Here is a 25,969-nt window from a genome sequence, read left to right as displayed (position 1 = left end):
GAGGTCGTGTTGTCACGCGGCGTGGATGTACCGCTGTTCGAGCTCGGCCAACGCCCCGGCGACCTGCTCGTGCCAGATCGCTCGCGGGTGGCCGTCGAAGCGGTAGAACAAGTCGTCGTCGGGTAGCCCCGACAGCTCTCGAAGATCGATGACGGGAACCTGGTCGGCCGCCAGCAACTCCTGCAGAGTCGCGATCTTCGCCCGGTTGCGATCTCCACCGGGGACCGGCGGCGTCACGACAGCAAAACGCCGACCCACCGACTCGGCGAGCTCCTGGAGTCCACGCAGCAGGGCCGTGGTGAGTCGCCACTCCATCCGATCGACCAGACCTGGCAGCAGCGGATCCTCCGCGACCGACTCGGCGGGACCGATCAGCCCGGCCGGACGAAGCCGGCCCTGCTCGAGGTCGACCACCGGATGACTCGCTCGGCCGGGATTGATCCAAGCATTCAGCTCGACCCATTCGCGTCGTCGCCACGCTCGCATCAGCTGATCGGGAACCCAGACATAGACGACGAGCCCGTCGGGCCGGCAGGGCAGGCCGCCCACCTCGACCGCCTGGCGAAGCTGAAGATAGGCCTGGGTCGGCCCATAACCCATGCAGGCCCAGTTCTCGGCCCCGACGCCTCGTCCGGCCAGCTGCTGCGCCAGCGTCTCGTCGTCGTTCACGCCGTGCCCGAAAGCCCAGGAGCAGCCGAGCACCAGCACATCGGGGACGTCACGTCCCGGCGGTGGCACCGTCCGGCGCCGCCCCGCTTCGTCGATGCTGTAGCGCGCCCGGAACTCGTACGACGGATGCACCACCTCAACCGCGCGACGATGCGACCAGCCGAGCAGGTCATCCGGCTGGAACAGCCCGATGCGGGGCTTGCGCAGCCGCGTGTACGGCAACTGGTGAAGTACCCGGTTGAGGGTCCTCGACCGCACCATCCGCGTCGGCGGGACGAGGATCGAGAGCGTGTTGTAGTAGCTGTCGAGGAGGTTCATCGGCAATCAGTCCAGATCCATCGGCAGGTGCGGCGACAGCTCGACGGCCGCGAGGTCGGACCGGTCGAGGAGATGACTGCCGATGCACAGATGGTCGAGCTCTGTGCGCTGGAAGGTTCGAAGCGCGTCCTCCGGCGAGCAGACGATCGGCTCCCCGCGCAGATTGAAGGAGGTGTTCACCAGGACCGGGACACCGGTCAGGTCACCGAAGTCGCGCAGCAGTCGCCAGAAGAGCGGATTTGTGCCCTGGGCAACAGTCTGTACCCGGGCCGACAGGTCGACATGGGTCACCGCCGGAATCGTGCTCCGGACGTGCCGCGCCCGCTCCACCGGCGTCGCCGACTCGTCCTGCGCCGGAACCTGCACCACCTGATCCGGCCGTACCTGGGCCGTGAACAACATGTACGGCGACTCCCTGCCGAGCACGAAGTACCGATCGGCGTCCTCAGCCGGCACGGCCGGTGCGAAGGGCCGGAAGGACTCCCGGTTCTTGACCGCCACGTTGAGGTGCTGCTGCATCGAGGCCGACCGCGGATCACCGAGGATCGACCGGTTGCCGAGAGCCCGCGGCCCGAACTCCTGCCGGCCTTGGAACCAGGCGACGGTCCGGCCGTTCGCCAGCAGCTCCGCCGTCGTCTTGACGAGCGCATCCTCCGGCAGGGTGCGATAGGTGGCCCCAACGCTGTCGAGGAAGCGGGCGACGACCTGGTCGTCGAAAGCCGGGCCCAGCTGGGCGCCCCGCATGCTGTCCGTCCCGGCCGCCACTCGCGGCTTCGACAGCTGGTGGTGCCACACGTAGAGGGCGGCACCCAACGCTCCACCCGCGTCGCTGGCGGCCGGCTGCACCCAAACATCGTCGAACCCGGCGTCGGCGAGCACCTTACTGTTGGCGACACAGTTCAGTGCGCTGCCGCCGGCCAGACAGAGGTTGCGCTCGCCAGTGACAGTCCGGGCATACCGCGCGATCTTGATCATGGCCTCTTCGAACACCGCCTGCACGGACGCCGCGACGTCGCAGTAGAACTCGTCGAGCTCGGACTCCGCCGCGCGCCGCGGGCGCCCCAGCAACTCGTCGAGAGCGGGTGATGCCAGGCTGTCCGACAGCGGATCCAGGTGGTCGAAGTACCGAAGGTTGAGCCGGAACGCCCCGTCGTCGCCCAGTTTGATGACGTGTTCCTTGAGGAGCTCCGCCATCCGTGGCCGCCCATACGGCGCCAGCCCCATCAGCTTGTACTCGCCGCTGTTCACCCGGAAGCCGCAGTAGTAGGTCAGTGCCGAGTAGAAGAGTCCCAGCGAATGCGGATACGACTGCCGCCGGAGCGGCCGCAGGTCATTCCCCCCGCCGACGCTGATCGACGTGGTGGTGAACTCCCCCACCCCGTCGACCGTGACGACCGCCGCCCGATCGAACGGACTCGGGAAGTAGGCCGAGGCGGCGTGCGCCATGTGATGCTCGACAGCCAGCACCCGAGCGCCCGGCGCACCTTGCGGGAACAACGCCCCGACATCGCGCCGGCCACGAGCCGTCACCCGGCGCCAGCTCTCGGAGCCGGACAGCTCCGCGGTCGTCCCCGCCGCGGCAGCTGACGCGCGGACGCGGCGGAGCTTGAGCAGCGGCAACTCGTAGTACGCGAACCAGTCGACGTCGGCATGGTCGAGGTCGTTCGACCGCAGACACCATTCGGCGGCCGCCGCCGGGAACGAGGAGTCGTGTTTGCGTCGGGTGAAGACCTCTTCCTGGGCCGCCGCGATCACCCGGCCGTCCCGGATCAGCGCGGCCGCGCTGTCGTGGTAATGAGCGGAGACCCCCAGGATGTTCACCACTGGCTACGCGCTCCTTTCAGGTCAACGGATAGGTGGTTCCCGAAACCTCACGGGCCGGCGCCGTCGACGAGCGCCGACCGAAACGGCGGGTTACCAGTTGTTCGGCGTCCGTCCAGGCGTCCCAGGCCGGCGGCTGGTCCCAGTCGGTCGAGAGCCGGTCGGCGGGCGCCCGGGACACCCGGCGGAAATGCAACTGGGCAGAAAACAGCGCCGATGCTGCTGAAATCCGGCCCATGAAACTAATGCTGGGTGAAGTCACAGCATTTGACCTTACCTGAATATTCTTTGCCACGAAAGAGTGTTTCTTATCTTCGTAAATGAAGTCTACTGCATCTAACTGCAGGCCGCATCAGCGCGCCGTCTCCGGCGCGCCGACGGACGCTTGTTCGGTCCTGGACATTACTCCGTAGAACGTGGTTCCGCTGCCCGGGTCGCGGCGACCTGCGTGTCGTCAGGAAATTGCAGCTTCGTGCAATGTGAAAACCTGGACTTAGGCCGTGCGGAGCATCGATGATGGCCCACTGGGCCCTGATAACCGAGGCCGCCGGACCAGCCCGCGGCCGGACCGGAGGAACAGTGGCACCCGTCCTCAGCGTGATCGTCCCGTTCTTCGACGTCGAGATCTACTTCCGCGAGTGCCTGCAGTCCATCGCCGCCCAGAGCCTGCGCGATCTGGAGGTGGTGCTGATCGACGACGGCTCGACCGACGACAGCCTCACGCTCGCCCGCGAGCACTGCCGTGCGGATCCGCGGTTCCGCATCGTCCGGCAGGATAACCAGGGCCTAGGCCCAGCCCGGAACACCGGCCTTCGCCACGCCCAGGGCGAGTACGTCGCCTTCGCCGACAGCGACGACGTGCTCCCGGTCAAGGCGTACGAAACCCTGGTCGCGACCCTCGAGGCCACCGGCTCGGACCTGGCGTCGGGCAATGTCCGCCGGCTCAGCACCGCGGGCATCGCGCCCTACCACGGGTACGGCTCGACGTTCGACGTCGACCAGACGCGGACCCACATCACCCGCTACCGCGCTCTGCTCACCGACCGAATGGTCTGGAACAAGGTGTACCGCCGACGCTTCTGGCAGCAGCACGACCTGGCCTTTCCAGCCATGCGCTACGAGGATGCCCCGGTCACCGTCCTGGCCCATCTGCTCGCCGAGTCCGTCGACATCGTCAGCACCGACGTCTACTACTGGCGGCGCCGGGAGCAGGGCCCGCCGTCGATCACCCAGCGGATGTTCGAGCCCGGTAATCTCACCGACCGGGTCCGGATGGTGCAGATGACCGGCGAGATCATCACCACCCGGGCTCCGCAGCTCAAGGCCGACTATGACCGTGACATGTGCGCGGGGAACGATCTGCGAGCCGCCGTACTCGGGGCCCGGCTCCTCGAGCCGGACGACTTCGCGCCGACCCTCAGCACGGCTCAGCACTACCTCGCGGAGGTCGACGAGACAGTGCTCGCGGATCTCCCCGCACCGCATCGCCGCAATCTCCAGCACCTGCTTGCCGGCCGCCCCAGCCAGATCAGCGACCCGCTCCCCCTCGACGGGGAGTGGTAACGCCGGTCAGATCAGGCCCTTCGCCCGTCCCAGGATCCACGGCAACGTCCAGGTCCACCACGGGAGATACTCGTCGAGAGCATCATGACGGACCGCCCAACGCAGTCTCGACAAGTACCCGAGGACCAAGGTCGCCTCGTAGCCGAACCGGACGTCGGCGGCCGCGACGACACCAGAGAGCTCCTGCTCGTACGACGTCGCCAGCGCACGCTCGATCGGGTCGAACTCCTCGGCCGTGGCGGCCGTGAGCGAGAGACTGAGCACGAACTGCGCCAGGTCCTCACCCGGATGCGCGACGCCCAGATGACCCCAGTCCAGCGCGACAGTCACTGCCTCGCCGACAACCAGATTCCCGCGATGCAAGTCTCCGTGGCACAGCAGGGACGGCGCCGAATTCAACCGGCCCAGGAGCTCCAACCGCAGGTCCCACAGACGCTCCAGCTCCCCCCAGACGGGGCGCGCGGCAGGCACGGTCACGTCGTATTCCGGCCAGCCATCGACCGCATCGCGTCGCCCCAGCCTGGTCGCCAGCTGCGCCCGTGCGAACCAGATCCGGTCCGGCGGACGATCGCCGCCACGTCGCTGCCAGTGGGCCAGGTGGCGGACAGCGACGACACAGCGCGCCGGACTCCAGTCCGGAACGCGGTCACCCGCTACGTCTTCCATCCAGACCCGCACCTCGCTGTCCTGGAAGACGCCCAGGCAGACCGGCGCGACAAGCCCGATGGACCCCTGCGGAAGGACTCCGAAGGCGTACGCCAGTGCCTCGCGCTCCCAGAAGGCCCAATGCCGCAGCTCAGGGTCCGCTTCTTGGCTCCGCCGGAGCTTCTTCAGCACCACCCGGTACGTCGCCCGCGCGCCGGTCCGGTGCTCGCGGACATCGAGCCAGACATAGCGGGTCTCCACCGTCGCGGGACCGTCACCGGCGCCGATCAGCGCACTGCGCGCCCGCTCGACCCGATGCCGGCTCCCGGGCCGCAGCCGGGCCAGGATCTGCTCGAGCTCGGTCCGGGTCACGGCGGTCAGCGGGCCGGCCGGCACCGCGACGAGATTCGTGTCAGCAGGCACAACAAAACCCCCGCGCTCTTTAAATGCACAGGATCATGGGCAAAGATCAATAGAAGACTTTAGCCTGGATATCAATCGCGCGCGGCTCGAACGAAACAAATTGCAGCTTTTGACATCACCGAATCCCGGCCGGTATCACAGCAATTCGCCAACTTCAAGACTTCTCGGCACCGAAGACCGCGGGTAGAGTCGGCCGCTGTCACCGTGAATTCCCAGGGATTCGCTGGCTGCCAGGCGCCGCGGTGCTATCGATACCGCGTGATCGACAGGGCTGCTCGATGTGCCGGCCCGCCTCCGCTGATCGACTCTGAGGTGAAACCATGGATGTTCGGACACCCGCGTTCGACCGACTCCCGCCGGAGCGCTGATGGCGCGGTTGATCGCGACCGCCGAGGACTTCGCGTTCGGCCCGGCCGGGAAGCTAGTCACCGTCGCCGAGGAACTGGCCGCGCGTGGCCACGCCCTGACCTTCGCCGGCAGCGGTACCGCACTGCAGCTGGCCGAACGAGCCGACTGCTGGGACGAGGTGGTCGCCTGCCCGACGGACGCGCCCGAGTTCGAGGAACTCGTCGGCTCCCGGATGGCGGCCGCCGATCTGCTGGTCTCCTGCGTCGATCGCCCGAGCGTCGAGCTGGCCCGCAAGCACGGGCTCCCGGTCGCCTGGCTCGATCCGCTGACCTGGTGGTGGGGCGACGAGGCTCCGGTCTGGCTTCCCGACCTCGAGCTCTGCGTGGTGCAACGATCGATCGGCGCCGGCGACGCGGCCGGGCCGTACCAGGAGCTGCCCGCGAACCATGTCGTCGTCGGTCCGATCGTCCGGACTGGGCCGGAGCGTCGCGGCGACGCCGGCAGCGGGCCCCTGCTCGTCAACTTCGGCGGCGGCGAGGCCGCCGACTGGTACCAGCCGGGCAGGGACACGAACTACCCGTACGTGATCATCGACCTGCTCCTGACCCAGATCGACCTGACCGGGTTCTCGCAGGTCGTGGTGGCCAGCGGCGAACGGATCGCCGCCGAGGCCCGGCGCCGGTGGCCAGATGCGCCGGTGAGCTTCGAATGCCTCGGACACCGCGACTTCGTGGAGCGGCTGTCCTCGGCCCAGGCGTTCTTGACGGTTCCCGGTCTGGAGGCGCCGCTGGAGGGCTGGGCGGCCGGTGTCCCCACGCTGTTCCTCCCACCGTCGAACAGCAGCCAGTACGTGCAGCTCGACGAGTTCCGTCGTCGCGGGGTCGGCGACCTGAGCGTCCATCTCAGGGACTTCCTGCCCCCGCTCGATCTGCTGTCCGCCCCGCTGCGGGACCGCTCCGAGCGGTTCATCGAGCAACTGCGGGACTTCGAGCGCACGCCCACGATCCGCACCGAGGTCGCCGCGCGCCTCAGTGACCTACTGACCCACCCGGAGGGCTGGATGCCGGCGGTACGCCGCGGTCACGCCTATCTGGACGAGCTCGGGCGCGATGGTCTCGAGCGTTGTGTCGCCGCTATCTGTGCTCTGGTCGAACGAGAAGGCGAGTCCGCATGAGAGTGTTCCTGGCCGGAGTCATCCAAGGCGGCCGCACCGACGACGGCATCCACTCTCAGGACTACCGCCGGCAGCTCACTGCCCTGATCACCGCGGCTGTCCCTGGAGCCACGATCATCGACCCGCACACGGAGAACCTGGGCCGGCTGGACTGGCAGCGTGAGCAGCAGAGCGAGATGTTCCTGCGCTACGCGCGCGCTGCCGCCCATTGCGATGTGCTGATCGCCTGGTTGCCGGAGCCCAGCATGGGAACGGCCATCGAGATGTACGAGGCGTACCAGGCCGGTGTCCCGGTCATCGCCATCACTGCGTTGACCGGGACGTGGGCGATCTTCTCCCTGGCCACGGTCTGCGTGCCGGACCTCGCCGGGTTCGCCGACCTCGTCGCCAGTGGTGAGTTCACCCGGCTGGCGGGCACCCGGGTGGACTCGTGACCGCTGCTCCGCGGGTCGACGTCCTGGTCCCCTTCGGCGAGGCACCCGCGCATCCCGAGCGCACCCAGAACCTGATCCGGGTGTTGACCGACCTGTGCGCGACACTCGACTACCCGAATTACCGGGTCTCGCTCGTCGAGATCAGCGCTCGCCCCTCCCAGCAGCGGCTCGCGGACGAGCTCGGAGCGGGCTACGTCTTCGCCCGCCGGGACGGCGAGTTCTCACCGGGGCGCGCGATGAACCTCGGCGTCGTCGAACGAAGCCGGCCGGCGGAGCTGATCTACTTCCACCAGACCGACTTCCTGGTCGGCCCGGACGTCTTGTCGCGTGCGGTCGATCAGCTGCAGCGACTCGACTGTCCGTTCGTCTTCCCCTACTGGGGCGAGATCCATCTGTCGGCACCGGTGAGCACCGCGATCCGGCGGGCGGAGCTCGACCCGGTGGACCTGCTCGCCCGGTTCCGGCGGCTAGTCGGGAGCTGGCGAACCGAGACGCCTCCGGCCCAGGGCCCACAGGCGACCGGCCACGACGAGGTCGTCCTGACTTCCGGCGAGTACGAGTACGTGACCCGTTCCTTCCCCAGCACGCTGAAGAAGACCTTGCACGAGGCTGCCCAGGTTGACCTGTGGGGTGTCGACGACCGGCCTTACGCGCCGTACCGCTGGACGCCGTCGACCGACCGTGGCGCCGAGGTCTGCAGGATCAGCCGCGGACCACGCGCCAGTGCGGCCTACCTGTGCACGGATCAGGCGTTCCGGCGCGCCGGCGGCGTACCCGAACTCCCGGGCTGGGGGTTCGAGGACCTGATGTTCTGGCAGCTGATCCAGGCCTTCCATCCCTACGCCGCGGATCGCGCGGCGATCAGCTACGACGGAACCGCTGTGACGCTGGGCGATCCGCTGCTCCATCTCTGGCACCCGGTCAGCGGCAGCTCGGGCTACTACGCCGCGACCGCGGAGAACCAGAAGGCCTTCAACCATTTGGCTGCGCTCGACGCGACCCAGATCCGGCAGCAGGCGACTCCGCTGCCCGACGCGCCCCCGCAACCCCGACACGAAGGAAGTGCTCCATGACGAACTCCTCCATCCCTGCGTCGGCCACTCGCTTCGTCACGACCGAACAGCGCGCGCAGTACGCGACCGACGGATACTGCGTGCTCCCCGCAGTGCTTCCCGACGAAGATCTGCAGCTGCTGCTGACCGAGAGCGACCGGGCGATCGAAGCGATCCACGCGGAGATGGAACGGCGCGGCACGAACGTCCTCGGCGGGAGCCGCCGCGGCCTCCAGTACATCCCCGGCAACGTCCGTCACCAGCAGCCCGAACTGCGCGAGTTCCTCTTCGGCGCGCTGATGCGTGAAGTCTGCTCCGAGCTGGTCGGGCCGCAGGCACACCTGATCTGGGACCAGTTCTCGATCAAGCTCGGCGCCGCGACGGCAGGCGCCGACACCGGTTACGGCACGGACGGCAACCCCCAGTCCCTCGGCACGTTCTCCTGGCACCAGGACTCCGGCTACGTTCCGGTCGACCATGCGCCGTACCTGACCTGCTGGATCGCGATCGACCCGACCAACGAGGCGAACGGCGCCATCCGGGTCATCCCGTTCCCGGAGATCGGGGTGCGGACGCGGGTGACACACGTCGCGGATCCGGACAATGGCGACCTGACCGGGTACTTCGGTACCTCGACGGGCCGGTTGGTCGAGGTACCGGCCGGAAGCCTGGTGTGCTTTAGCAGTACGTTGTTCCACTCCAGCGGCCGCAATGTCACCGACCAGCCGCGCCGCGCCTACATCGCGCAGTACTCACCATCCGCGGCCGGCGCCGCCGGTGACACCATCTGGGCCGACGCCGAGCCGGTCTGATGAGCTCCTCGACGAGTAACGCGCTCAGCGCACTCCGCTGGGCTGCCGGCTTCGGCGCCGAACCGTCGACCGCTGAGCCGATCGACGCGGACGAGCTGCATCGCCAAGGTTTGCGGCACCGAATGGTCGGCCGTTTGCTGGAACGGCTGGAGGCATCCACACCGAGCTGGGCCAATGCCGAGGCGATCTCGTTGCTGACAGCAACCGAACGGCAGCATCACGACCTTTACCAGGATCATCACCAGGAGATGCGGCGCCTCATCGCGAGTCAGGAATCGGCCGACGCCCCGGTGATCTCGCTGAAGGGTCCAAACGTTTACGCCCTGACCGGAAACCCCCACCATATCCGAGAGTTCGGCGACCTCGACCTGCTGCCGCACGATCTCGTGGCCTTCGCCGCAGCCGCAGAGCGGATCGGATATCGGTATGGCAAGGCGCCTGCATCCTACGAATATGCGTGCCTTCTGCGTGACGGTGCCAAGCTGGAGATCCATCGATGGGTGAACTTCGAAGATCCTCTCGTCGTTCCGTCCGAGGAGCACTACCAGCCTGGCAAACATCCGGGAATCTGGCGGCAGCAGAACTCCGCAGCCTTGGGGACACTCACCTATGACCAGTGCATCGACTACTGCACCCCGGGCCTTCTAGAGCTACCTGGCATCGTGGTCCCGGCTCCGGCACTGGCAGCACTTTCCTACATCGGTCACGCATACCAGGACTACGTCAACTTCTATCAGTACGGCGGTCGTGGCCGGCCTTTGATCCGCATCGGCGAGATGCGCGAGATTCTCGATCTGCTGCAGGCACCTGACTTTGATCCGGATCAGTTCACCCGGCTAGCTTCAGTCGGTCGGGCCGAACGCACGGTCGCCTGGTATGTGTGGCTCCTCGCTGCACACCTTGATGCCGAAGTCCCGGGTGAGGTGCGCGAACTGGCAGCTCGGCATGGCTGGCCGACGACCGGAGTACCGACCAAGGTGACTGGCGGGGTGTTCTGCGATCTGGAGTTCACTGACGACGACATGTTCGACCGGCGGATCCCGATCAGCACGTTGGTCCAGAGACTGGGCAGCAACGAGATCAAGCTCTCGGATATGACCCACGTTGCCCTCCAGCTAACCACGTCAGATACAGCCTCCGCCCCGACCCGCGTAATCGCCGCCGATCTGGAATCCGCCGACGGGCGTGTAGCGACCGTGACCGTCGGGTGGTTCGAGGACTGCCTGTTCTTCAAGTTCCATTTCGTTGCCGACGAGAGTTGCGACAAGGTGCGAGTCTGTATCGATTTTGGCGATTTGTACACCGAGACGATCTTGATGCCGGCCGCCGAAAGTGGCAGCGGTTCAAGCACCGGAAGCGACCTGACCACAGAGATCTGTGTGCCTATGTACGCGCTGCCCGACCAGCTCGGCTTACCCCGACCGGCCGAAACATCTCTCCTGATCCAAGTGCATGGCGAGCACCCACTCAGTGTTCCGGCATTCTCGCTGCTGGTGCCCGTCGTCATCCGTCTGAGCTGACCCGGGAGGCCGGTCCATGAACGAGCAGGTCAGTCCACTTCCGGCGGCCGTTGATGTCGCCACCTACCAGCAGGAAGGGCACTGGCTGTCGCCCCGAGCCCTCGACGACGTGGAGATCGCGCATGCCGTCGAGGGCATGCGCCGGCAGCAGGAGGGCGACGTCGATCCGGAGCTGCCGTTCGCGTCGTACACGCAAGGCTGGGGATGGCGGCCGAGCAAGGGCAACACGTTGCGTCGCAACAACTTCGCCTCACTCCGGGTGCGCGAGCTTGCCGCGATCGTCCGGCATCGACTGCTCGGTGAGATGGCCGCGATGTTGTCTGGTGCGAGCAGCATCCGGCTGTGGCACGACGTCTCCATCTACAAGCCGTCGGTGGACAGGGACGAATCGGCCGACGGAACGATCGATGTCACCTGGCACACCGACAGGTGGTTCTGGCGCAGCTGCTCGAGCGATCGGATGCTGACCGCTTGGATCGCCCTCGACGACGTGACCGAGGATCATGGGCCGTTGCTGTTCGTGCCGGGCAGCCATCACTGGCCTCCGGAGAAGTGGGAGTCCTACCAGAACATGGACTTCCTGTCCGCTCGCCGACAGCTGGAGAAAGACGGACATCAGATCCACACCCAGACAATGAAGGCCGGTCAGATCAGCTTTCACCACTGCCGACTGCTGCACGGCAGCGGCCGCAACACCAGTGGCCGGCCGCGCCGCTCACTGGCTGTGCATCTCCAGCCCGGTGACAATCGCTGGGTCGAGGACCACGACGCCGAGGGCAAGGTGTTCTCGCACGTCGCCGACGAGTACGCCGCACGCCGTGACGGAGTCCCGTGCTACGACGATGCCCGGGTCTTTCCACAGCTGTGGCCAGACGAGAGGTGAGTGTCGATGCAGTGTTCCGACGACGAAGGTAAGGACTGGGCGCTCGACGTCTACGGTGAGCTGGCACCGGATCTCGTGATCGCGGGTGATGTCGTCGAGCACCTTAAGCGGGACGAGGGCCTCGACCTCGTGCATCGGCTGGTCCGTGGGAGCAAGAGCGTCCTGGTCTCGGTCCCGATCGTCCACATGCCGCAAGGCCCGGACGGCCTGAACCACTACGGGTGCCACCTCTACCACTGGTCTCTTGAGGAGATGCGCGACTGCCTCGACATCCGTCCGGCGCGAGCCTGGCGTGGAGACCTGCTCGTCTCTTACTTCTCGACCTCCGACACCGAGACATCCAGGTGACAGCCACCACCCGAGCGAGCTGGACGATACTGCGCGAGATCGGTATCCGCCGCCTCGGACCGCAGCTCGACGATCTCGGGGAGCCGCGTCAGCTGGTGACCGGACCAAACGACGAGCTGGTCCTGGTTTGCCGCCGTCCCGCCGCGGACGTGCTGCTGTCGGTCGAACCGAACGACAGCCCCCGCCTGCTGGCGCCTGGTATCGCCGGATCGCGGATTGCGTCACTCAAGAGCGACGAGCAGGGGTACGTCGCCGTACTCGGCGACCGCCGTATCGTCATGTTGTCCCCGGCCGCCGAGCTCGTCGAGGAGCTGCCCGTCCCCGCCACCCGGATCGCCACGCCGATGGCAGCGGCCCGGGTCGGCCAACTGGTCGTGGTCGCCGACTGGCCGGCTGGCGACGTCCGCTCAGCCGGCGCAACGGCGATCGACCACGCCGGACAGGTCGTCTGGCAGTGGCGTCCAGGGGTGGAGACGCTCGCTGAGGCAGTCGACATCAGCATCGTCGGCGACCTCGCGATCGTCACCGACTCCGTGCACTGCCGCCTGACCGCGCTGGATCTTACCTTCGGAGAGGTCGTTTGGCAGTACGGCAAACGTGGGACAGGTTCTGGCCAGACCGATCTCCTCGCGCCTCGCGCCACCAATGCGACCCCCTGGCAAACCCTGCTGGTAGCAGACACCCGGAACGACCGCGTCATCGAGATCGACCGAAGCGGCCTCCTGGTCCGCCACTGGGCCTCCACGACCACGTCCGACGGCACTCGCCGCGGTCCACTGTCGCAGCCGCTTGGCGTCACGGCGACCGGGCCCGGCTCGGTGGCGGTCGCCGATACCGGGAATCGGCGGGTCGTCGTGCTGGGATCCGCCGGAGAGGAGTACTGGTCCGTCCCCCAAAGATCTCCTGCCCGCCGATCGCTGTCGTTTCCCCGGTCGGCGTCCCGGTTGGGCGCCGACCGCTTCCTGGTCGCGGACACCAACAACAACCGAGTCGTCGAGATCGACAGCGAGAACCGAATCAGCTGGTCCTTCAGCACGTCCGCCGAGACCGGCGTCCTCCTCGACTGGCCCCGGTGCGCAATACGCACGACCCGGCACACCACGTGGATCGCCAACGGTGTGGGCGGCCAGATCCTGCAACTGGATCGGGCCGGACGACCGGTGACGATTCTGGACAAGGTCCGGCGCTCCGGTGGGCCACCGGTCGCGTTCAGCGATCCCCACGACCTCGTGTGTCTGGACGATGGCAGCATCCTGGTCGTGGACACAGGGCTCGAGTCAATCATCAGATGCAGCCCCGACGGAGAACTGCTCGCGCAGTTTCGAGCTGGCGAAGTCGGTTGGGGCGACCCGCATCAGGTTCTACGGACGACGCACGGCTGGCTCGTCGCGCATGAGAACGGGCTCGGTCTGTTGTCTCCGCGCCTGGAGGCGCGAGACACCATTGGTGCGCTCGGCACCGCGACCGGACCGATCGCATTGCGTCACCTCAAAGCGCTCGCGAGAAGTCCCGGCGGCGGCTTCTTCGCATCCGGTACCTTCGACGGGACGGACGGCCTGCTGGCGATCCCCTGGGCGGGCCGACCAGGTCGAGCGCACCTAGTTACCCATGTTCGCCGGCCAGGTGACGGCGCGCTCGATGCGCTCAGCGTCCCGCGCTTCATCGACGCATCGGATCCGCGCCGAATACTGCTGTCGGACTACGGAGGTCACCGCCTGCTGGAAATCGCAGTACCGGATCTGTGGCCATCCGCAGGCGGACCGGACCAAGGACCTGACGAAACAGTAAGACCAGATTGGTTGTGGTGAAGGTGAACAAAGGTGTCGTCGTGGAGATCTCCGGCGTCGACGGAGCTGGAAAGACGTCGCTCATCGACGGCTTGACCGACCGTCTGGCCGCGCAGGGACAGCCGGTTACCCGTCTGAAGCTGAGCCTGTTCGGCAATCCCGCCTATAACCACTATCTTGGCCTGGTCGGCAAGCCGTACAAGGAGGCGCCGGAGTTGATCAACAACTTCCGGGGCGGACTGATCTGCCTGGAGACTCTCCGCTTCGGGCAGGCCGAGGTGGCGCCCGCGTTGGCCGAGGGTCACATCGTGCTGTGCGACCGATACATCGAATCGGTGCAGTGCTTGATGGAGAGCTATGGCTTGTCCACACAACGCTTCTTCGAGGTGGCACAGCTCGTTCCGGCTGCCGACGTCTGGTTCCACCTCAGCTTGGACGACCAGCAGGCGTTGGAGCGTCGACGGGCACTGGGCGAACGACCGGGCGCCAGCGAGAGCCGCCGCCTCGAACTGATGTCAGATCGGCTCGTAGAGCGCACCACAGAGCGTCCCTGCACAGTGCTGGACGCGACCAGGCGCCAGGACGAGGTGGCTAATCAGGCGATGGAGTCACTCCTCAAGCACCTCGGAACACTGCAGCCAGGGGGGAGTAACGAGCTGTGAAGGCTGGGCGGACGGCCACCGCGTCGCTCCGGGAGACGCTGGACGAACGAATGCGGATCCTCGGCCTGGTCAGCAGCTGCCGATCGGGCTGGATCGTCGCGCTGCTCGTCGTCGAGACGGCCGTCGCGCTCACTCCGACCATCGACGCGCTGGTCACCGGGTTCCTCGTCGGGTCCGTGGCGGGAACAGCCGACCAGCCGGAGTCCTCCAGGCTAATCTGGCCGCTCACACTCTTCGCTGTGGTCCTCGTACTCGGTCAGGTCGGGCAGTCATTACGGCAACTGATCGCCACCGACGTCTCGCGTCAAGTCGACGGCCATATCCGGAAGCGAGCGCGCGACCTGCTCCTAGATTCGCGGCGGTTCGACCTCCTCGAGGACCGGGAGATTCAGGACGACATCGCCCGGGCCTCCGATCTCGGCCGACGGGACAGCCTGACGCGGTCGCCCGGCGCAGCGGTGATCGGTCAGGTCCACCTGTTGTTCCGGGTCCTCGGAGGGTTTGCTGCCGCCGCCGTGCTGGCGCGGTTCTCGATCACACTCGCTGTCGGCCTGTTTGTGGCCGCTCTGGCGATGCGAGCAATGGTGCGCCGACACTACCTTCGGTTGTCGAACTCAGTCGACGCGCTGGCGCCGCAGCAGCGCCGGGCGCAAAGCTGGCTGGAGCTCGGCACCAGCGCCCATGCAGCGAAGGAGATCAGGATCTTCGGTCTCGCGGACTGGCTGGCCGAGGTCCAGGGGACATACCTGCGATTCTGGTGGTTGCAACGCTGGCAGGAGGCCCGACGGCTACGCATCTGGCAGTGGCCGGTGACGATCATCGGCCTGCTCGTCGTCTTCGCCGTACTGGCCGTAGTCGGCTCGCGGGCCTCGGACGGCAGCCTCAGCCTCGCCGAGCTCGCCACCAGCTTGATCGCCGTCTGGGGAGTGCTCGATCTGTCCGGTATCGGCGCCGAGCCCTTCCAGATCGAGTACGGCGCGACCGCGGTGCGCGCGCTGGAGCGACTCCGCACTCGGGTCGCGGCGGTTGGGGCAGCTCCATCGCGGGTGCGGTCCGCACGGCAGCCGGACCGGACGATTCCCCAGATCACCTTCGAGAACGTGAGCTTCCGATATCCCGGTACCGGTCACGATGTCTTGAGCGGGTTCAATCTGAGCATCGAACGAGGTGAGGTCCTCGGCATCGTCGGCGACAACGGCGCAGGCAAGACCACGTTGATCAAGCTGCTGGCAGGGCTCTACCGACCGACCGAAGGACAGGTGACCGCCGACGGCATCGACCTGGCCGAACTCGATCCGGACGTGTGGCGCCGTCGACTGACGGTCCTGTTTCAGGATTTCGTGCGCTACCCGGAGAGCCTCGGCGACAACATCCGGCTATCCGCCCCGGAGGTGGCTTTCGACGCGGACGAGCTCCACGAGGTCCTCGCCACGACAAACGCTGCAGAGCTGCTGCGCAACGGAGAGATGGACCTATCAACCTCTTTGTGGCGGGGCGGCGACGGGCGCGATCTATCCGGCGGGCAGTGGCAGCGCCTCGCTATCGCCCGCACCGTGTTCGCGTCCCGTCACGCCAGGTCGGTGGTAGTGATGGACGAACCCACAGCACACCTCGATGTGCTCGCCGAGGCTGACTTCTACCAGCAGGTGATCACAGCCGTCCCCGATGCCACCATCGTGCTGATCTCGCATCGCTTCTCTACCCTCCGGCGTGCCGATCGCATCGTCCTGCTGCAGGACGGACGCGTCGCCGAGGACGGAAGCCATGAGGAACTACTGGCCGCAGGCGCCCAATACGCGCGGCTGTTCCGCCTGCAGGCGGATCGCTTCACGGTCGGTGATCCTCGATGACCCGGCGCTCGGGGCCGGTGGCGGGCCAGCGGCTGGGCGTGGTCGTCGAGATGCTCCGGGAATCGGCGCGGGCCGACCTGCGCGGCACTGTGCTGATCGCGCTGCTGGTCTTCGCGAGCGCGGTCGGAACGGCGGTGGTCGCGATCGCCCAACGACGGATCACCGACTCGGCGGCGGGCCACGACCTGACCGGCGTGCTGCTGGCCGCGACGTTGGCGGCAGTGGGCTTCACGGCGATGAACTCCGGCCAGCGGGTCGGCAACAACCTGCGGGAGGACCTGACCGGACGGCTCGATATCCGGCTCACCGAGACGGTGCTGCGGATGACCTGCAGCATTCCGACCATCTCGCATCTCGAACAGCCCAGATACCTGGACAGGATAGTGATCCTCCGGCAAGGCATCCGCTCGCTGGCCGGCTCGTGCTGGACCGTCAGCAACACCGCCGCATCGGTGGTCAGCCTGCTGCTGAGCCTGTGGCTACTGGCTGATGTCGATCCCCGATTGATTGCCTTGGGCATCCTTGCGGTCCCGCCGATCCTCTTCGCCCGACGCGGCAACCGCGCCGTCCAGGCAGCGGTTGACGACGGCGCCCAGCTGCAGCGGCTTGAACGCGAACTGCACGATCTCTGCCTCGCTCCGGAACCGGCCAAGGAGGTCTGGATCGCCGGCGGCGGTGCGGAGTTGTCGAGCCGCGCGGACCACCGCTGGCAGCAGGGCCGAACCCGGGAAACCCGCGCCAACGCGATCGCGGTCCTGTGGCAGCTGAGCGGCTGGATCTGCTACGCCGGCGGCGTCATCGCCGCACTGATCCTGGTGACCTCGCTGGTTCTCCGCGGGCGGGCCACCGTCGGCGACGTCATCCTCGTGATCACCCTGGCCTCCGGCCTGCGATGGCAGCTGGCCGCCACGATTCAAGGCACCGTGGAGACCGGCCGGGCCAGTCATGTCATCGGCCACTACCTCTGGCTGAAGGCCCGCGCGGCAGGCTTCGAATCCCCGGCTCCGGCCGCCTCGGCCCAACCGCGGTTGAGCGACGGCTTGCAGATCCGCGGTCTCGGCTTTCACTATCCCGACAGCGACCGGCCGGTATTGCGTGATCTCGACTTCGACCTGCCCGCGGGCGGCGTGCTCGGCCTGGTCGGCATCAACGGAACCGGAAAGACGACCTTGGTCAAGCTCCTGACCGGTCTGCACGAGCCGACGAGCGGCACGATCACGGTCGACGGCGTCCCCTTGAGTCAGCGCGATCGCGCCACCTGGATCCGGAGCCACTCGGGAACCTTTCAGGACTTCGTGAAGTTCCCGACCATCCTGCGCCACACTGTCGGCCTCGGCGACCTGCCGCGGCTCGACGACGAGACGGCCGTGGCGGACGCCGTCGCACGCGCGGGCGCGGCCGCGGTGGTCGCACGGCAACCCGACGGGTACGGGACCCAGCTCTCCAAGCTCTTCGGTGGCGTCGAGCTCTCTCACGGCCAGTGGCAGAAGCTCGCAGTTGCTCGGGGCCTGATGGCTCCGGCGCCGAGGCTACTGGTGCTCGACGAGCCCTCGGCCGCGCTCGATCCGCAGGCTGAGCACGACCTGTTCGTGAGTTTCGCCGCCGAGGCCGCCGAACTCGGCCGCCGGCACGGCACGATCACGCTGCTAGTCTCCCACCGGTTCTCGACCGTGGCCATCGCCGATCACATTCTGGTGCTCGACCAGGGATCGATCATCGAGCGCGGTACACATCAGGAGCTGATGGCGATCAACGGCCTGTACTCACGGCTGTACAGCACCCAAGCGAGCGGCTATCGCTCGGCTTCCGACCACGAGCCGGAGGCTCCCGCATGACACCGACACCCGACGTGCCGAGGTTCCACAGCGCCGAACTCCGAAGAATCGGTCGCTACAGCTATCTGACCACGCAATGGCACGGCGCCGAGACCTGCAAGCTGATCCTCGGAAACGGCGCGCAGGAGCCGACGCACCGTAGTCAGCAGCGCGCGGACGCACTGCGCGGCGCCGTCCCGAACTCCTTCCTGCCTGAGCTCCCCGAGGTTCTGTACTTCGGAGACTGCCTCGTCGACGGCGCCCGGAGGCACTGCTTGATCAGGCCCTTCGTGCCTGGCCTGAGTCTCACCGACTACGTGTCGAAGCTGGAGTGCGGCCAGGTATCTGGCGACCTGGCCGCCCTCGGGCGGCAGATCGGTACCGCGTTGCAGGTCTTCCACAGCCTGTCCGCGGCGGACGCCTCATGGTGCGGGCAAGCACGGCCACCGATCGCCGACTGGATCAGGCAGACAGCCGACAATGTCCGGCACACGCTAGGGCTCATCGAGCAGGCGCCTTCAGGTCGCAGTCACACCCGGCTGTCGCGCGGCGAACTGGAGCGGATCCGTGCCCTGCTGCCTGACGCCGCTGTCGCCACCGAGTGCACGTCCGGCTCACGGCTGGTGCACGGCGACCTGCATGGCGGCAACCTCATCGTCGATCAGCAGGGAGCCGAGTGGTCGCTGGCGGCGATCATCGACGAGGGGCTATCCGCCGGAGACCCCCAATACGACCTGGTGACCTTGATCAGCTGGTCCACCGAGGTGCTGACGCCCCGGGACCGGGATCTGTTCTGCTCCGCGCTGGTCGAGGCCTATCCGAGCCACCATGACTTCACCGCGAACCACCCGGGCGTCGCACAGCTCTACCATCTCGACCGCTCGCTGGGACGGCTGGCGTATTTTCTGCCGACGGCCGGCCTCGACGGCTGGATGGACGGATTCGGCTCGCACCGGCTGGATCGGCACCTCGACCTGATCAGGTCGCTGCTCGAGCCCGGACGTCCCACGGCTGGCTCCCATTTCTCGCCCATTCGCACCACCACGGAGGACTAATGTGTACCGACTCGCAGCTTCATCTGGACTGGCAGTGGAACGTCAACCCGTGGAGCAAGCAGGACAACCCCTCCAGCGCGCTGGGGCTGTTTCTCTGTGGCGCCTTGTCCGGCGACTACCCCCACAGCTCCGACCATGCGTTCCGCTGGTTGCTCTACGGCCAGCGGCAGAACGCCGCCGCGACGGCGTCGTACGAACGGTGTCTCGCACAGGGTGAGCTGCACTTGTACTCCGCGGTCGCCGGTGCGGCCGGGGATCGGGTGCCGGACTTCGAGGACGTTCTGATTCACCTGGAGTGGCAGGCCTACGCCGACCCGCTCTCCCTCGACAGAGCGCTGTCAGCCCGCACCGCCGGCGGGTCCGAAGCCTCCGCCGTCGTCCGCGACATCGCCGCGCTCTACAACCTCTTGCAGGGCGCCAGCATCAGCCCCAACGTGTGCCAGCTCTACCGCGCTTGCTGGCAGGTTGATCCGGATCGGCTGTTCGCGGCTGCGCAGCGGATGCTCGACGGCATCAAATCGGGTCGCATGCTGCACCCCTACCTCCTCGGCGCCGAGCCGGCGCCGACCTCGCTGGCCAACGTCGTCCCGCGCTGAAACGAACAAAGGTCCGGTTCAGCCTCCTGAAGAGGCAGAACCGGACCTTTGCTGCGGCGAAAGCCTCAGATCACTTGATGACCTTGGTCACCCGGCCGGCGCCGACAGTGCGGCCACCTTCGCGGATAGCGAACTTGAGGTTCTCCTCCATGGCGATCGGCTGGATCAGCTCGACGTTCATGTCGGTGTTGTCGCCCGGCATGACCATCTCGGTGCCCTCGGGGAGGGTCACGACGCCGGTCACGTCCGTGGTGCGGAAGTAGAACTGCGGGCGATAGTTCTGGAAGAACGGCGTGTGCCGGCCGCCCTCTTCCTTCGAGAGGATGTAGACCGAAGCCTCGAAGTTGGTGTGCGGGGTCGTGGTGCCCGGCTTGATGACCACCATGCCGCGCTCGACGTCCTCGCGCTTCGTGCCACGAAGCAGCAGGCCGACGTTCTCACCGGCGCGCCCCTCGTCGAGCAGCTTGCGGAACATCTCGATACCGGTGACCGTGGTGGTCTGCTTGGTCTCACGGATGCCGACGATGTCGACGGTCTCGTTGACCTTGACGATGCCCCGCTCGATCCGGCCGGTGATAACGGTTCCACGACCGGTGATCGTGAAGACGTCCTCGACCGGCATCAGGAACGGCTTGTCAACCTCGCGCTCCGGCTGCGGGATGTAGGAGTCGACGGCGTTCATCAGCTCGATGATCGACTCGCCCCACTTGGCGTCGCCCTGCAGCGCCGGGTGAGCGGCGACGCGGACGATCGGCGCGTTGTCGCCGTCGAACTCCTGCTCGGAGAGCAGCTCGCGAACCTCGAGCTCGACGAGCTCCAGGATCTCCTCGTCGTCGACCATGTCGCACTTGTTCAGCGCGACGACCATCGCCGGCACGCCGACCTGACGGGCGAGCAGCACGTGCTCACGCGTCTGCGGCATCGGGCCGTCGGTGGCGGCGACGACCAGGATCGCACCGTCCATCTGGGCCGCACCGGTGATCATGTTCTTGATGTAGTCGGCGTGACCAGGGCAGTCGACGTGGGCGTAGTGCCGGGCCTCGGTCTGGTACTCGACGTGCGCGATCGAGATCGTGATACCGCGCTGACGCTCTTCCGGCGCCTTGTCGATCTGGTCGAAGGCATAGTCATCGTTCAGATCTGGGTACTTGTCGTGCAGCACCTTGGTGATCGCCGCGGTAAGAGTGGTCTTACCGTGGTCGATGTGACCGATGGTGCCGATGTTGACGTGCGGCTTAGTCCGCTCGAACTTCGCCTTAGCCACTGGGGCCCTCCTGAAAAGTGTTGACTTACGCCGTACGCCGACGCGCTGTGGGTTGGTTGGACCGGAGCGAGACTACTCGCCGCGGGCCTTCTTGATGATCTCTTCCGCCACGTTCTTCGGAACCTCGGCGTAGGAATCGAACTGCATCGAGTACGACGCACGGCCCTGGGTCTTCGACCGCAGGTCACCGACATACCCGAACATCTCGGACAGCGGCACAGAGGCCTTGATCGCCCGGCTGCCACCGGGGCCCTCGTCCATCGACTGGATCTGGCCACGACGGGAGTTGAGGTCGCCGATCACTTCACCCATGTAGTCCTCGGGGGTGATCACCTCGACCGCGAACATCGGCTCGAGGATGACCGGATTCGCCCGGCGGGCGGCATCCTTGAAGGCCATCGAACCGGCGATCTTGAACGCGAGCTCGGAGGAGTCGACGTCGTGGTAGGCGCCGTCGGTCAGCGTGACCTTGACGTCGACCATCGGGTAGCCGGCGAGGACGCCGAACTCCATCGCTTCCTGCGCGCCCTCGTCCACCGACGGGATGTACTCCCGGGGGATGCGGCCACCGGTGACGGCGTTGACGAACTCGTAGCCGCCCTCGCCACCGGCCTCGACCGAAGTCGGCTCGATGTTGATGATCACACGCGCGAACTGACCCGAACCACCGGTCTGCTTCTTGTGCGTGTAGTCGACCTTCTCGACCTTCTTCTTGATGGTCTCGCGGTAGGCCACCTGCGGCTTGCCGACGTTGGCCTCGACGCGGAACTCGCGCTTCATCCGGTCGACCAGCACCTCGAGGTGCAGCTCGCCCATGCCGGCGATGATCGTCTGGCCGGTGTCGTCGTCGGTCCGGACCTGGAAGGTCGGGTCCTCCTCCGCCAGCCGCTGGATCGCGACGCCCAGCTTCTCCTGGTCGCCCTTCGACTTGGGCTCGATGGCGACCGAGATGACCGGTGCCGGGAACTGCATCGACTCCAGCACGACGGGCTTGGCCGGGTCGGCCAGCGTCTCACCGGTGGTGGTGTCCTTCAGACCCATCACGGCGACGATGTGACCGGCGCCGATCGACGCGATCTCTTCACGCTTGTTCGCGTGCATCCGGTAGATCTTGCCGATCCGCTCCTTGCGCCCCTTGGTGGGGTTCAGGACCTGCGTGCCGGTCTCGAGCTTGCCGGAGTACACCCGGATGAAGGTCAGCTTGCCCAGGTGCGGGTCGGCCGCGATCTTGAACGCCAGCGCCGAGAACGGCTCGCTGTCGTCCGGCTTGCGCAGCACGACGAGCTCGCTGTCCTTGACGTCGTGGCCCTCGATGGCCGGCACGTCGAGCGGGCTGGGCAGGTACGCGTTGATCGCGTCGAGCAGGGGCTGGACGCCCTTGTTCTTGAACGCCGTACCGGTCAGCACCGGGGTCAGCTTGGAGGCGATCGTCGCGCGGCGGATGCCGGCCACGATCTGCTCCTGGGTGGGCTCGGTGCCCTCCAGGTACAGCTCCATGATCTCGTCGTCGGCCTCGGCCAGCGTCTCGATCAGCTTGTCGCGCCACTCGGCCGCGATCTCGGTGTGACTGGCCGGGATCTCCTCGACCGCGTAGTCCTCACCCATCGTCGTCTCGCCACGCCAGGTGAGCGCGCGCATGCCGACCAGGTCGACGACGCCGATGAATTCGGACTCCGCACCGATCGGCAGCTGCAGCACCAGCGGTGTCGCGGCCAGCCGGTCGATGATCATGTCGACGCAGCGCATGAACTCCGCGCCGGTGCGGTCCAGCTTGTTGACGAAGCAGATCCGCGGTACGCCGTACCGGTCCGCCTGGCGCCACACGGTCTCGGACTGCGGCTCGACACCGGCGACACCGTCGAACACGGCGACGGCGCCGTCGAGGACGCGCAGCGAGCGCTCCACCTCGACGGTGAAGTCGACGTGACCCGGGGTGTCGATGATGTTGATGGTGTGGTCTTTCCAGGTGCAGGTCGTCGCGGCGGACGTGATCGTGATGCCGCGCTCCTGCTCCTGCTCCATCCAGTCCATCGTGGCAGCGCCGTCGTGGACCTCACCGATCTTGTACGTGATACCGGTGTAGAAGAGGATCCGCTCCGTCGTCGTCGTCTTACCGGCGTCGATGTGAGCCATGATTCCGATGTTGCGGACCTTGGCCAGGTCGGTGGTGATTTGTACGGCCACCTCGGTGGTCTACCTCTCGATTCTGTGCTGCGTAAAAAGTGTGAGTGCGGAGGTCCGGAGCGGACCCCGGATCACCAGCGGTAGTGGGCGAAGGCCTTGTTGGCTTCGGCCATCTTGTGCGTGTCCTCGCGGCGCTTGACCGAAGCACCCAGACCGTTCGACGCGTCCAGGATCTCGTTCATCAGGCGCTCGGCCATCGTCTTCTCGCGACGAGCGCGGGAGTACGAGGTCAGCCAGCGCAGGGCCAGCGTGTTCGAACGGCCCGGCTTGACCTCGATCGGCACCTGGTAGGTGGCGCCACCGACGCGGCGGCTCTTCACCTCGATGCTCGGCTTGACGTTGTCGAGCGCGCGCTTGAGCGTGATGACCGGGTCGGTGCCCGTCTTCGTCTTCGTGCCCTCGAGGGCCGTGTAGACGATGCTCTGCGCGATCTGCTTCTTGCCGTCGACCAGGATCTTCGAGATCAACTGGGTGACGAGCGGTGAACTGTAGACCGGGTCGATGATGACCGGCCGCTTCGGGGCGGGACCCTTGCGCGGCATTAGCTCTTCTCCTTCTTCGCGCCGTAACGGCTACGAGCCTGCTTACGGTTCTTCACACCCTGGGTGTCGAGCGAACCGCGGATGATCTTGTACCGGACACCGGGCAGGTCCTTCACACGACCGCCACGCACGAGCACGATCGAGTGCTCCTGCAGGTTGTGGCCGACGCCGGGGATGTACGCGGTGACCTCGATGCCGCTGGTCAGGCGGACACGCGCGACCTTGCGAAGGGCCGAGTTCGGCTTCTTCGGCGTGGTGGTGTAGACGCGCGTGCACACACCGCGACGCTGAGGGGAACCCTTCAGGGCGGGCGTCTTGTTCTTGGACACCTTGTCCTGGCGGCCCTTGCGGACCAGCTGCTGAATGGTGGGCACCGCGTAGGTCTCTTTCTGTCGTCCGGCTTTCTGCTCATGCTCTTGCACCTGACCCCCGCGGTCGGGTGTGTCGCGTGCACACGGGCGTACCGGAGCCGTAATCTCTCTATCGGCAGGAGTCCCGTGTCACGCGCGCAGACCCGAAATACTGCGAGGGGCACGCATGACGGCCCAGGATGACCCGGGCACGATCGTTAAGACTAGCGGCTGCCTCCAGCACGGTCAAAATGACTAACCACACCACAGCGAGGCTGATCCGCTGTTCCAGTCTACAGGCTCCGCGGAGTACCTCTCACCGCCCCCACAGCAGGTATCGCCGGAAGACCAGTGGGCGCCTGGATCGGCGCCGCTCGCGCGGCGCCGCAGAACGTCCAGCAGGCGGATCGGTGTCTCAGCGGAACCCGTCAGGAGCGGAACTCGACGTCGGTGATCAGTCCTTCGGAGACGCGGTACAACGCGATCCGCGGCACCGGCTCACCGGTGTCGTGGGCCACCTGGTGCTCAACCACCCACTCGCCGAGCATCAGTTTCTGCGCCACCTCGGTCTTGCAGCGGCCGGCGTCGAACAGCGGCCGGTAGAGCTCGCGGAGGAACCGGCGGCCCTTCATCTCGGAGCCGTCGGCGAACGAGATCCGGGCGGTCGGCGAATACATCGCCAGGAACGCCTCCAGATCGTGCGCTGCGTACGCCGAGTGCTCACGCCCGACGACCCGGGCGGCCGCGGTGTCCACGGGCCCGAACGAGCTCGTGATCGAGCTCAGCAGGTCGGTGGTCTCCGGGAGCTGCGCACTGGCGGGCGCGGCAGCTACCGGCGCTGCCGGAGCGGTCTCAGCCGGTACGACGGGTGCCTCGGCGAGGGGCAGTTCTTCCTTCACCGGCTCGGGTTTCGGCTTGGTGGCGGCCGGCGTCCGGCGGGTGGCGGTTGTGGTGGTGGATGTCGTGGTGGTCTTGGCCTTCGGCGGCGGGACAAGCAGGCCGTCCTGGGTCCCCGGCTCTTCGCCCAGGTGGGCGATCGCCCAGTCCAGAGCCTTGGTGACGGCGGCGCGTGATTCTTCGGTGTGGTCGAGCATGTCGAACCCGTGGTGCCCTTTCGGTACGTCGATGATGTCCAGCGCGGTGCCACCCGCGGAGACGAACTCCGCAACGGGGCCGGCGAGCTCTGCGCGCTCCAGCCCGGCCCTGGTGAGCAGCACCGGCAGGTTGGTGTTTTTGCCGATCACTTCGGCGGCGTTGACCAGATCGTCGACACCGGGCGGGGTGGCGAGCAGTGGATAGGTGAGGGCGACGCCGCGCAGCCAGTCGGGGCGGCTGTCCAGCCACTCCCCCGCCAGCAGACCGGCACCGGAGAAGAACCACAACACGACCCGGTCCGGGTCGACGCGCGGATCAGAACGCAGTACGCCGATCGCTGCCTCCACCTCGTCCGCGGCGGTGGACAGCTTGTCCAGGCCACTGATGAGGCTGTGATCGACGACGGCGGCCACCGCTCCACGGCGAGCGGCGGCGGTCGCATACCCCTGGTAGACCGGCCAATCTCTGGGCGTCGCCTGGAGAGACCGGGGCGGTGGGGTGGGGAAGGTCTTCAGTTCGGGCGGTGCGGGACCACCGTGCACAAAGAGAATCGCGCCGGTCCGGGCACTGCCGGCCGGCCGGTAGATGTCGAGCTCCCCGAGCCTGTCGACCCTGACATCAGGCCCGTCCAGAACACCCAGGACGAAGGGCCGCAGGTAGGCCGGAAGATCCGTCATGCACCAATCTTGGACCATGCCCCGGACACTTTGAGCCACCACCCCGAGTGTCACCCTGATCACGATCCGAAACGGTCGATTTC

At 66.9% G+C, this 25,969-nt stretch carries 23 protein-coding genes; 14 read left to right on the top strand and 9 right to left on the bottom strand.

The genetic code is table 11. The annotated features are described in order from the left end of the window. Positions 1-12: 12 nt before the first annotated feature. The 3 genes from ACFVWG_RS02835 to ACFVWG_RS02825 are packed head-to-tail and all read right to left on the bottom strand — an operon-like array spanning position 13 to position 3,046. Positions 13-987: a hypothetical protein gene (locus tag ACFVWG_RS02835; RefSeq protein WP_391541405.1), complete on the bottom strand. Its 975-nt coding sequence runs from the start codon at positions 985-987 to the stop codon at positions 13-15. A gap of 6 nt (positions 988-993) precedes the next feature. Then, the gene (locus ACFVWG_RS02830) at positions 994-2,811 is read right to left on the bottom strand and encodes a carbamoyltransferase (RefSeq protein ID WP_391541404.1); all 1,818 of its coding nucleotides are present in this window, start codon (positions 2,809-2,811) and stop codon (positions 994-996) included. A 16-nt stretch (positions 2,812-2,827) separates the two neighbouring features. After that, a complete protein-coding gene (locus ACFVWG_RS02825) occupies positions 2,828-3,046 on the bottom strand; it encodes a hypothetical protein (RefSeq protein WP_391541403.1) in 219 nt (72 codons plus the stop codon). A gap of 275 nt (positions 3,047-3,321) precedes the next feature. On the opposite strand from ACFVWG_RS02825, the gene ACFVWG_RS02820 reads away from it, so the two are divergent. Continuing rightward, positions 3,322-4,371 carry a glycosyltransferase family 2 protein gene (locus ACFVWG_RS02820; protein WP_391541402.1) on the top strand — a complete coding sequence of 350 codons (1,050 nt, stop codon included), beginning with the start codon at positions 3,322-3,324 and terminating at the stop codon, positions 4,369-4,371. A 6-nt stretch (positions 4,372-4,377) separates the two neighbouring features. Here ACFVWG_RS02820 and ACFVWG_RS02815 read toward each other — a convergent pair whose 3' ends face one another. Then, on the bottom strand, positions 4,378-5,439 hold the full coding sequence (locus ACFVWG_RS02815) for a phosphotransferase family protein (RefSeq protein WP_391541401.1): 1,062 nt from the start codon (positions 5,437-5,439) through the stop codon (positions 4,378-4,380). Between the two features lie 367 nt (positions 5,440-5,806). Here ACFVWG_RS02815 and ACFVWG_RS02810 point away from each other — a divergent pair, with 367 nt between their 5' ends. The 13 genes from ACFVWG_RS02810 to ACFVWG_RS02750 are packed head-to-tail and all read left to right on the top strand — an operon-like array spanning position 5,807 to position 19,774. Continuing rightward, complete coding sequence (locus ACFVWG_RS02810) at positions 5,807-6,961, top strand: hypothetical protein (protein ID WP_391541400.1); 1,155 nt, start codon at positions 5,807-5,809, stop codon at positions 6,959-6,961. Further along, positions 6,958-7,395, top strand: a complete 438-nt coding sequence (locus ACFVWG_RS02805) for a hypothetical protein (protein WP_391541399.1) — start codon at positions 6,958-6,960, stop codon at positions 7,393-7,395. The genes ACFVWG_RS02810 and ACFVWG_RS02805 overlap by 4 nt, the downstream gene beginning before the upstream one ends. Beyond that, positions 7,392-8,468 (top strand): hypothetical protein, encoded by a 1,077-nt coding sequence (locus ACFVWG_RS02800; RefSeq protein ID WP_391541398.1) that lies wholly within the window; start codon positions 7,392-7,394, stop codon positions 8,466-8,468. The genes ACFVWG_RS02805 and ACFVWG_RS02800 overlap by 4 nt, the downstream gene beginning before the upstream one ends. Further along, the gene (locus tag ACFVWG_RS02795; RefSeq protein WP_391541397.1) at positions 8,465-9,259 is read left to right on the top strand and encodes a phytanoyl-CoA dioxygenase family protein; all 795 of its coding nucleotides are present in this window, start codon (positions 8,465-8,467) and stop codon (positions 9,257-9,259) included. Before ACFVWG_RS02800 ends, ACFVWG_RS02795 begins: the two co-directional genes overlap by 4 nt. Further along, a complete protein-coding gene (locus ACFVWG_RS02790; protein ID WP_391541396.1) occupies positions 9,259-10,779 on the top strand; it encodes a nucleotidyltransferase family protein in 1,521 nt (506 codons plus the stop codon). The genes ACFVWG_RS02795 and ACFVWG_RS02790 overlap by 1 nt, the downstream gene beginning before the upstream one ends. A 16-nt stretch (positions 10,780-10,795) precedes the next feature. After that, positions 10,796-11,662 (top strand): phytanoyl-CoA dioxygenase family protein, encoded by an 867-nt coding sequence (locus tag ACFVWG_RS02785; protein ID WP_391541395.1) that lies wholly within the window; start codon positions 10,796-10,798, stop codon positions 11,660-11,662. A gap of 6 nt (positions 11,663-11,668) precedes the next feature. Further along, positions 11,669-12,010 carry a hypothetical protein gene (locus tag ACFVWG_RS02780; RefSeq protein ID WP_391541394.1) on the top strand — a complete coding sequence of 114 codons (342 nt, stop codon included), beginning with the start codon at positions 11,669-11,671 and terminating at the stop codon, positions 12,008-12,010. Beyond that, positions 12,007-13,818 (top strand): NHL repeat-containing protein, encoded by a 1,812-nt coding sequence (locus ACFVWG_RS02775; protein WP_391541393.1) that lies wholly within the window; start codon positions 12,007-12,009, stop codon positions 13,816-13,818. Before ACFVWG_RS02780 ends, ACFVWG_RS02775 begins: the two co-directional genes overlap by 4 nt. After that, positions 13,815-14,459 carry a dTMP kinase gene (locus ACFVWG_RS02770; protein ID WP_391541392.1) on the top strand — a complete coding sequence of 215 codons (645 nt, stop codon included), beginning with the start codon at positions 13,815-13,817 and terminating at the stop codon, positions 14,457-14,459. Before ACFVWG_RS02775 ends, ACFVWG_RS02770 begins: the two co-directional genes overlap by 4 nt. Further along, the gene (locus ACFVWG_RS02765; RefSeq protein WP_391541391.1) at positions 14,456-16,309 is read left to right on the top strand and encodes an ABC transporter ATP-binding protein; all 1,854 of its coding nucleotides are present in this window, start codon (positions 14,456-14,458) and stop codon (positions 16,307-16,309) included. The genes ACFVWG_RS02770 and ACFVWG_RS02765 overlap by 4 nt, the downstream gene beginning before the upstream one ends. Continuing rightward, positions 16,306-18,144: an ATP-binding cassette domain-containing protein gene (locus tag ACFVWG_RS02760; RefSeq protein ID WP_391541390.1), complete on the top strand. Its 1,839-nt coding sequence runs from the start codon at positions 16,306-16,308 to the stop codon at positions 18,142-18,144. Before ACFVWG_RS02765 ends, ACFVWG_RS02760 begins: the two co-directional genes overlap by 4 nt. Continuing rightward, a complete protein-coding gene (locus tag ACFVWG_RS02755) occupies positions 18,141-19,178 on the top strand; it encodes a phosphotransferase family protein (protein ID WP_391541389.1) in 1,038 nt (345 codons plus the stop codon). The genes ACFVWG_RS02760 and ACFVWG_RS02755 overlap by 4 nt, the downstream gene beginning before the upstream one ends. After that, the gene (locus ACFVWG_RS02750) at positions 19,178-19,774 is read left to right on the top strand and encodes a hypothetical protein (protein ID WP_391541388.1); all 597 of its coding nucleotides are present in this window, start codon (positions 19,178-19,180) and stop codon (positions 19,772-19,774) included. The genes ACFVWG_RS02755 and ACFVWG_RS02750 overlap by 1 nt, the downstream gene beginning before the upstream one ends. 70 nt (positions 19,775-19,844) lie before the next feature. On the opposite strand, the gene tuf is transcribed toward ACFVWG_RS02750, so the two are convergent. The 5 genes from tuf to ACFVWG_RS02725 form a co-directional block, all read right to left on the bottom strand. Then, positions 19,845-21,038 carry an elongation factor Tu gene (gene tuf / locus ACFVWG_RS02745; protein ID WP_391541387.1) on the bottom strand — a complete coding sequence of 398 codons (1,194 nt, stop codon included), beginning with the start codon at positions 21,036-21,038 and terminating at the stop codon, positions 19,845-19,847. 72 nt (positions 21,039-21,110) lie between these two features. Then, the gene (gene fusA, locus ACFVWG_RS02740) at positions 21,111-23,171 is read right to left on the bottom strand and encodes an elongation factor G (protein WP_391541539.1); all 2,061 of its coding nucleotides are present in this window, start codon (positions 23,169-23,171) and stop codon (positions 21,111-21,113) included. Between the two features lie 122 nt (positions 23,172-23,293). Continuing rightward, on the bottom strand, positions 23,294-23,764 hold the full coding sequence (rpsG, locus tag ACFVWG_RS02735) for a 30S ribosomal protein S7 (RefSeq protein WP_132402672.1): 471 nt from the start codon (positions 23,762-23,764) through the stop codon (positions 23,294-23,296). Then, positions 23,764-24,138, bottom strand: coding sequence for a 30S ribosomal protein S12 (gene rpsL, locus ACFVWG_RS02730; RefSeq protein ID WP_012923692.1), 375 nt, complete (start codon positions 24,136-24,138; stop codon positions 23,764-23,766). The genes rpsG and rpsL overlap by 1 nt, the downstream gene beginning before the upstream one ends. 404 nt (positions 24,139-24,542) lie before the next feature. Then, positions 24,543-25,886, bottom strand: coding sequence for a nuclear transport factor 2 family protein (locus ACFVWG_RS02725; protein ID WP_391541386.1), 1,344 nt, complete (start codon positions 25,884-25,886; stop codon positions 24,543-24,545). Between the last annotated feature and the right edge of the window lie 83 nt (positions 25,887-25,969).

The organism is Kribbella sp. NPDC058245 (assembly GCF_042882005.1).
Classification (GTDB): Bacteria; Actinomycetota; Actinomycetes; order Propionibacteriales; family Kribbellaceae; genus Kribbella.
This window is presented reverse-complemented; position numbering and strand designations above follow the sequence as displayed.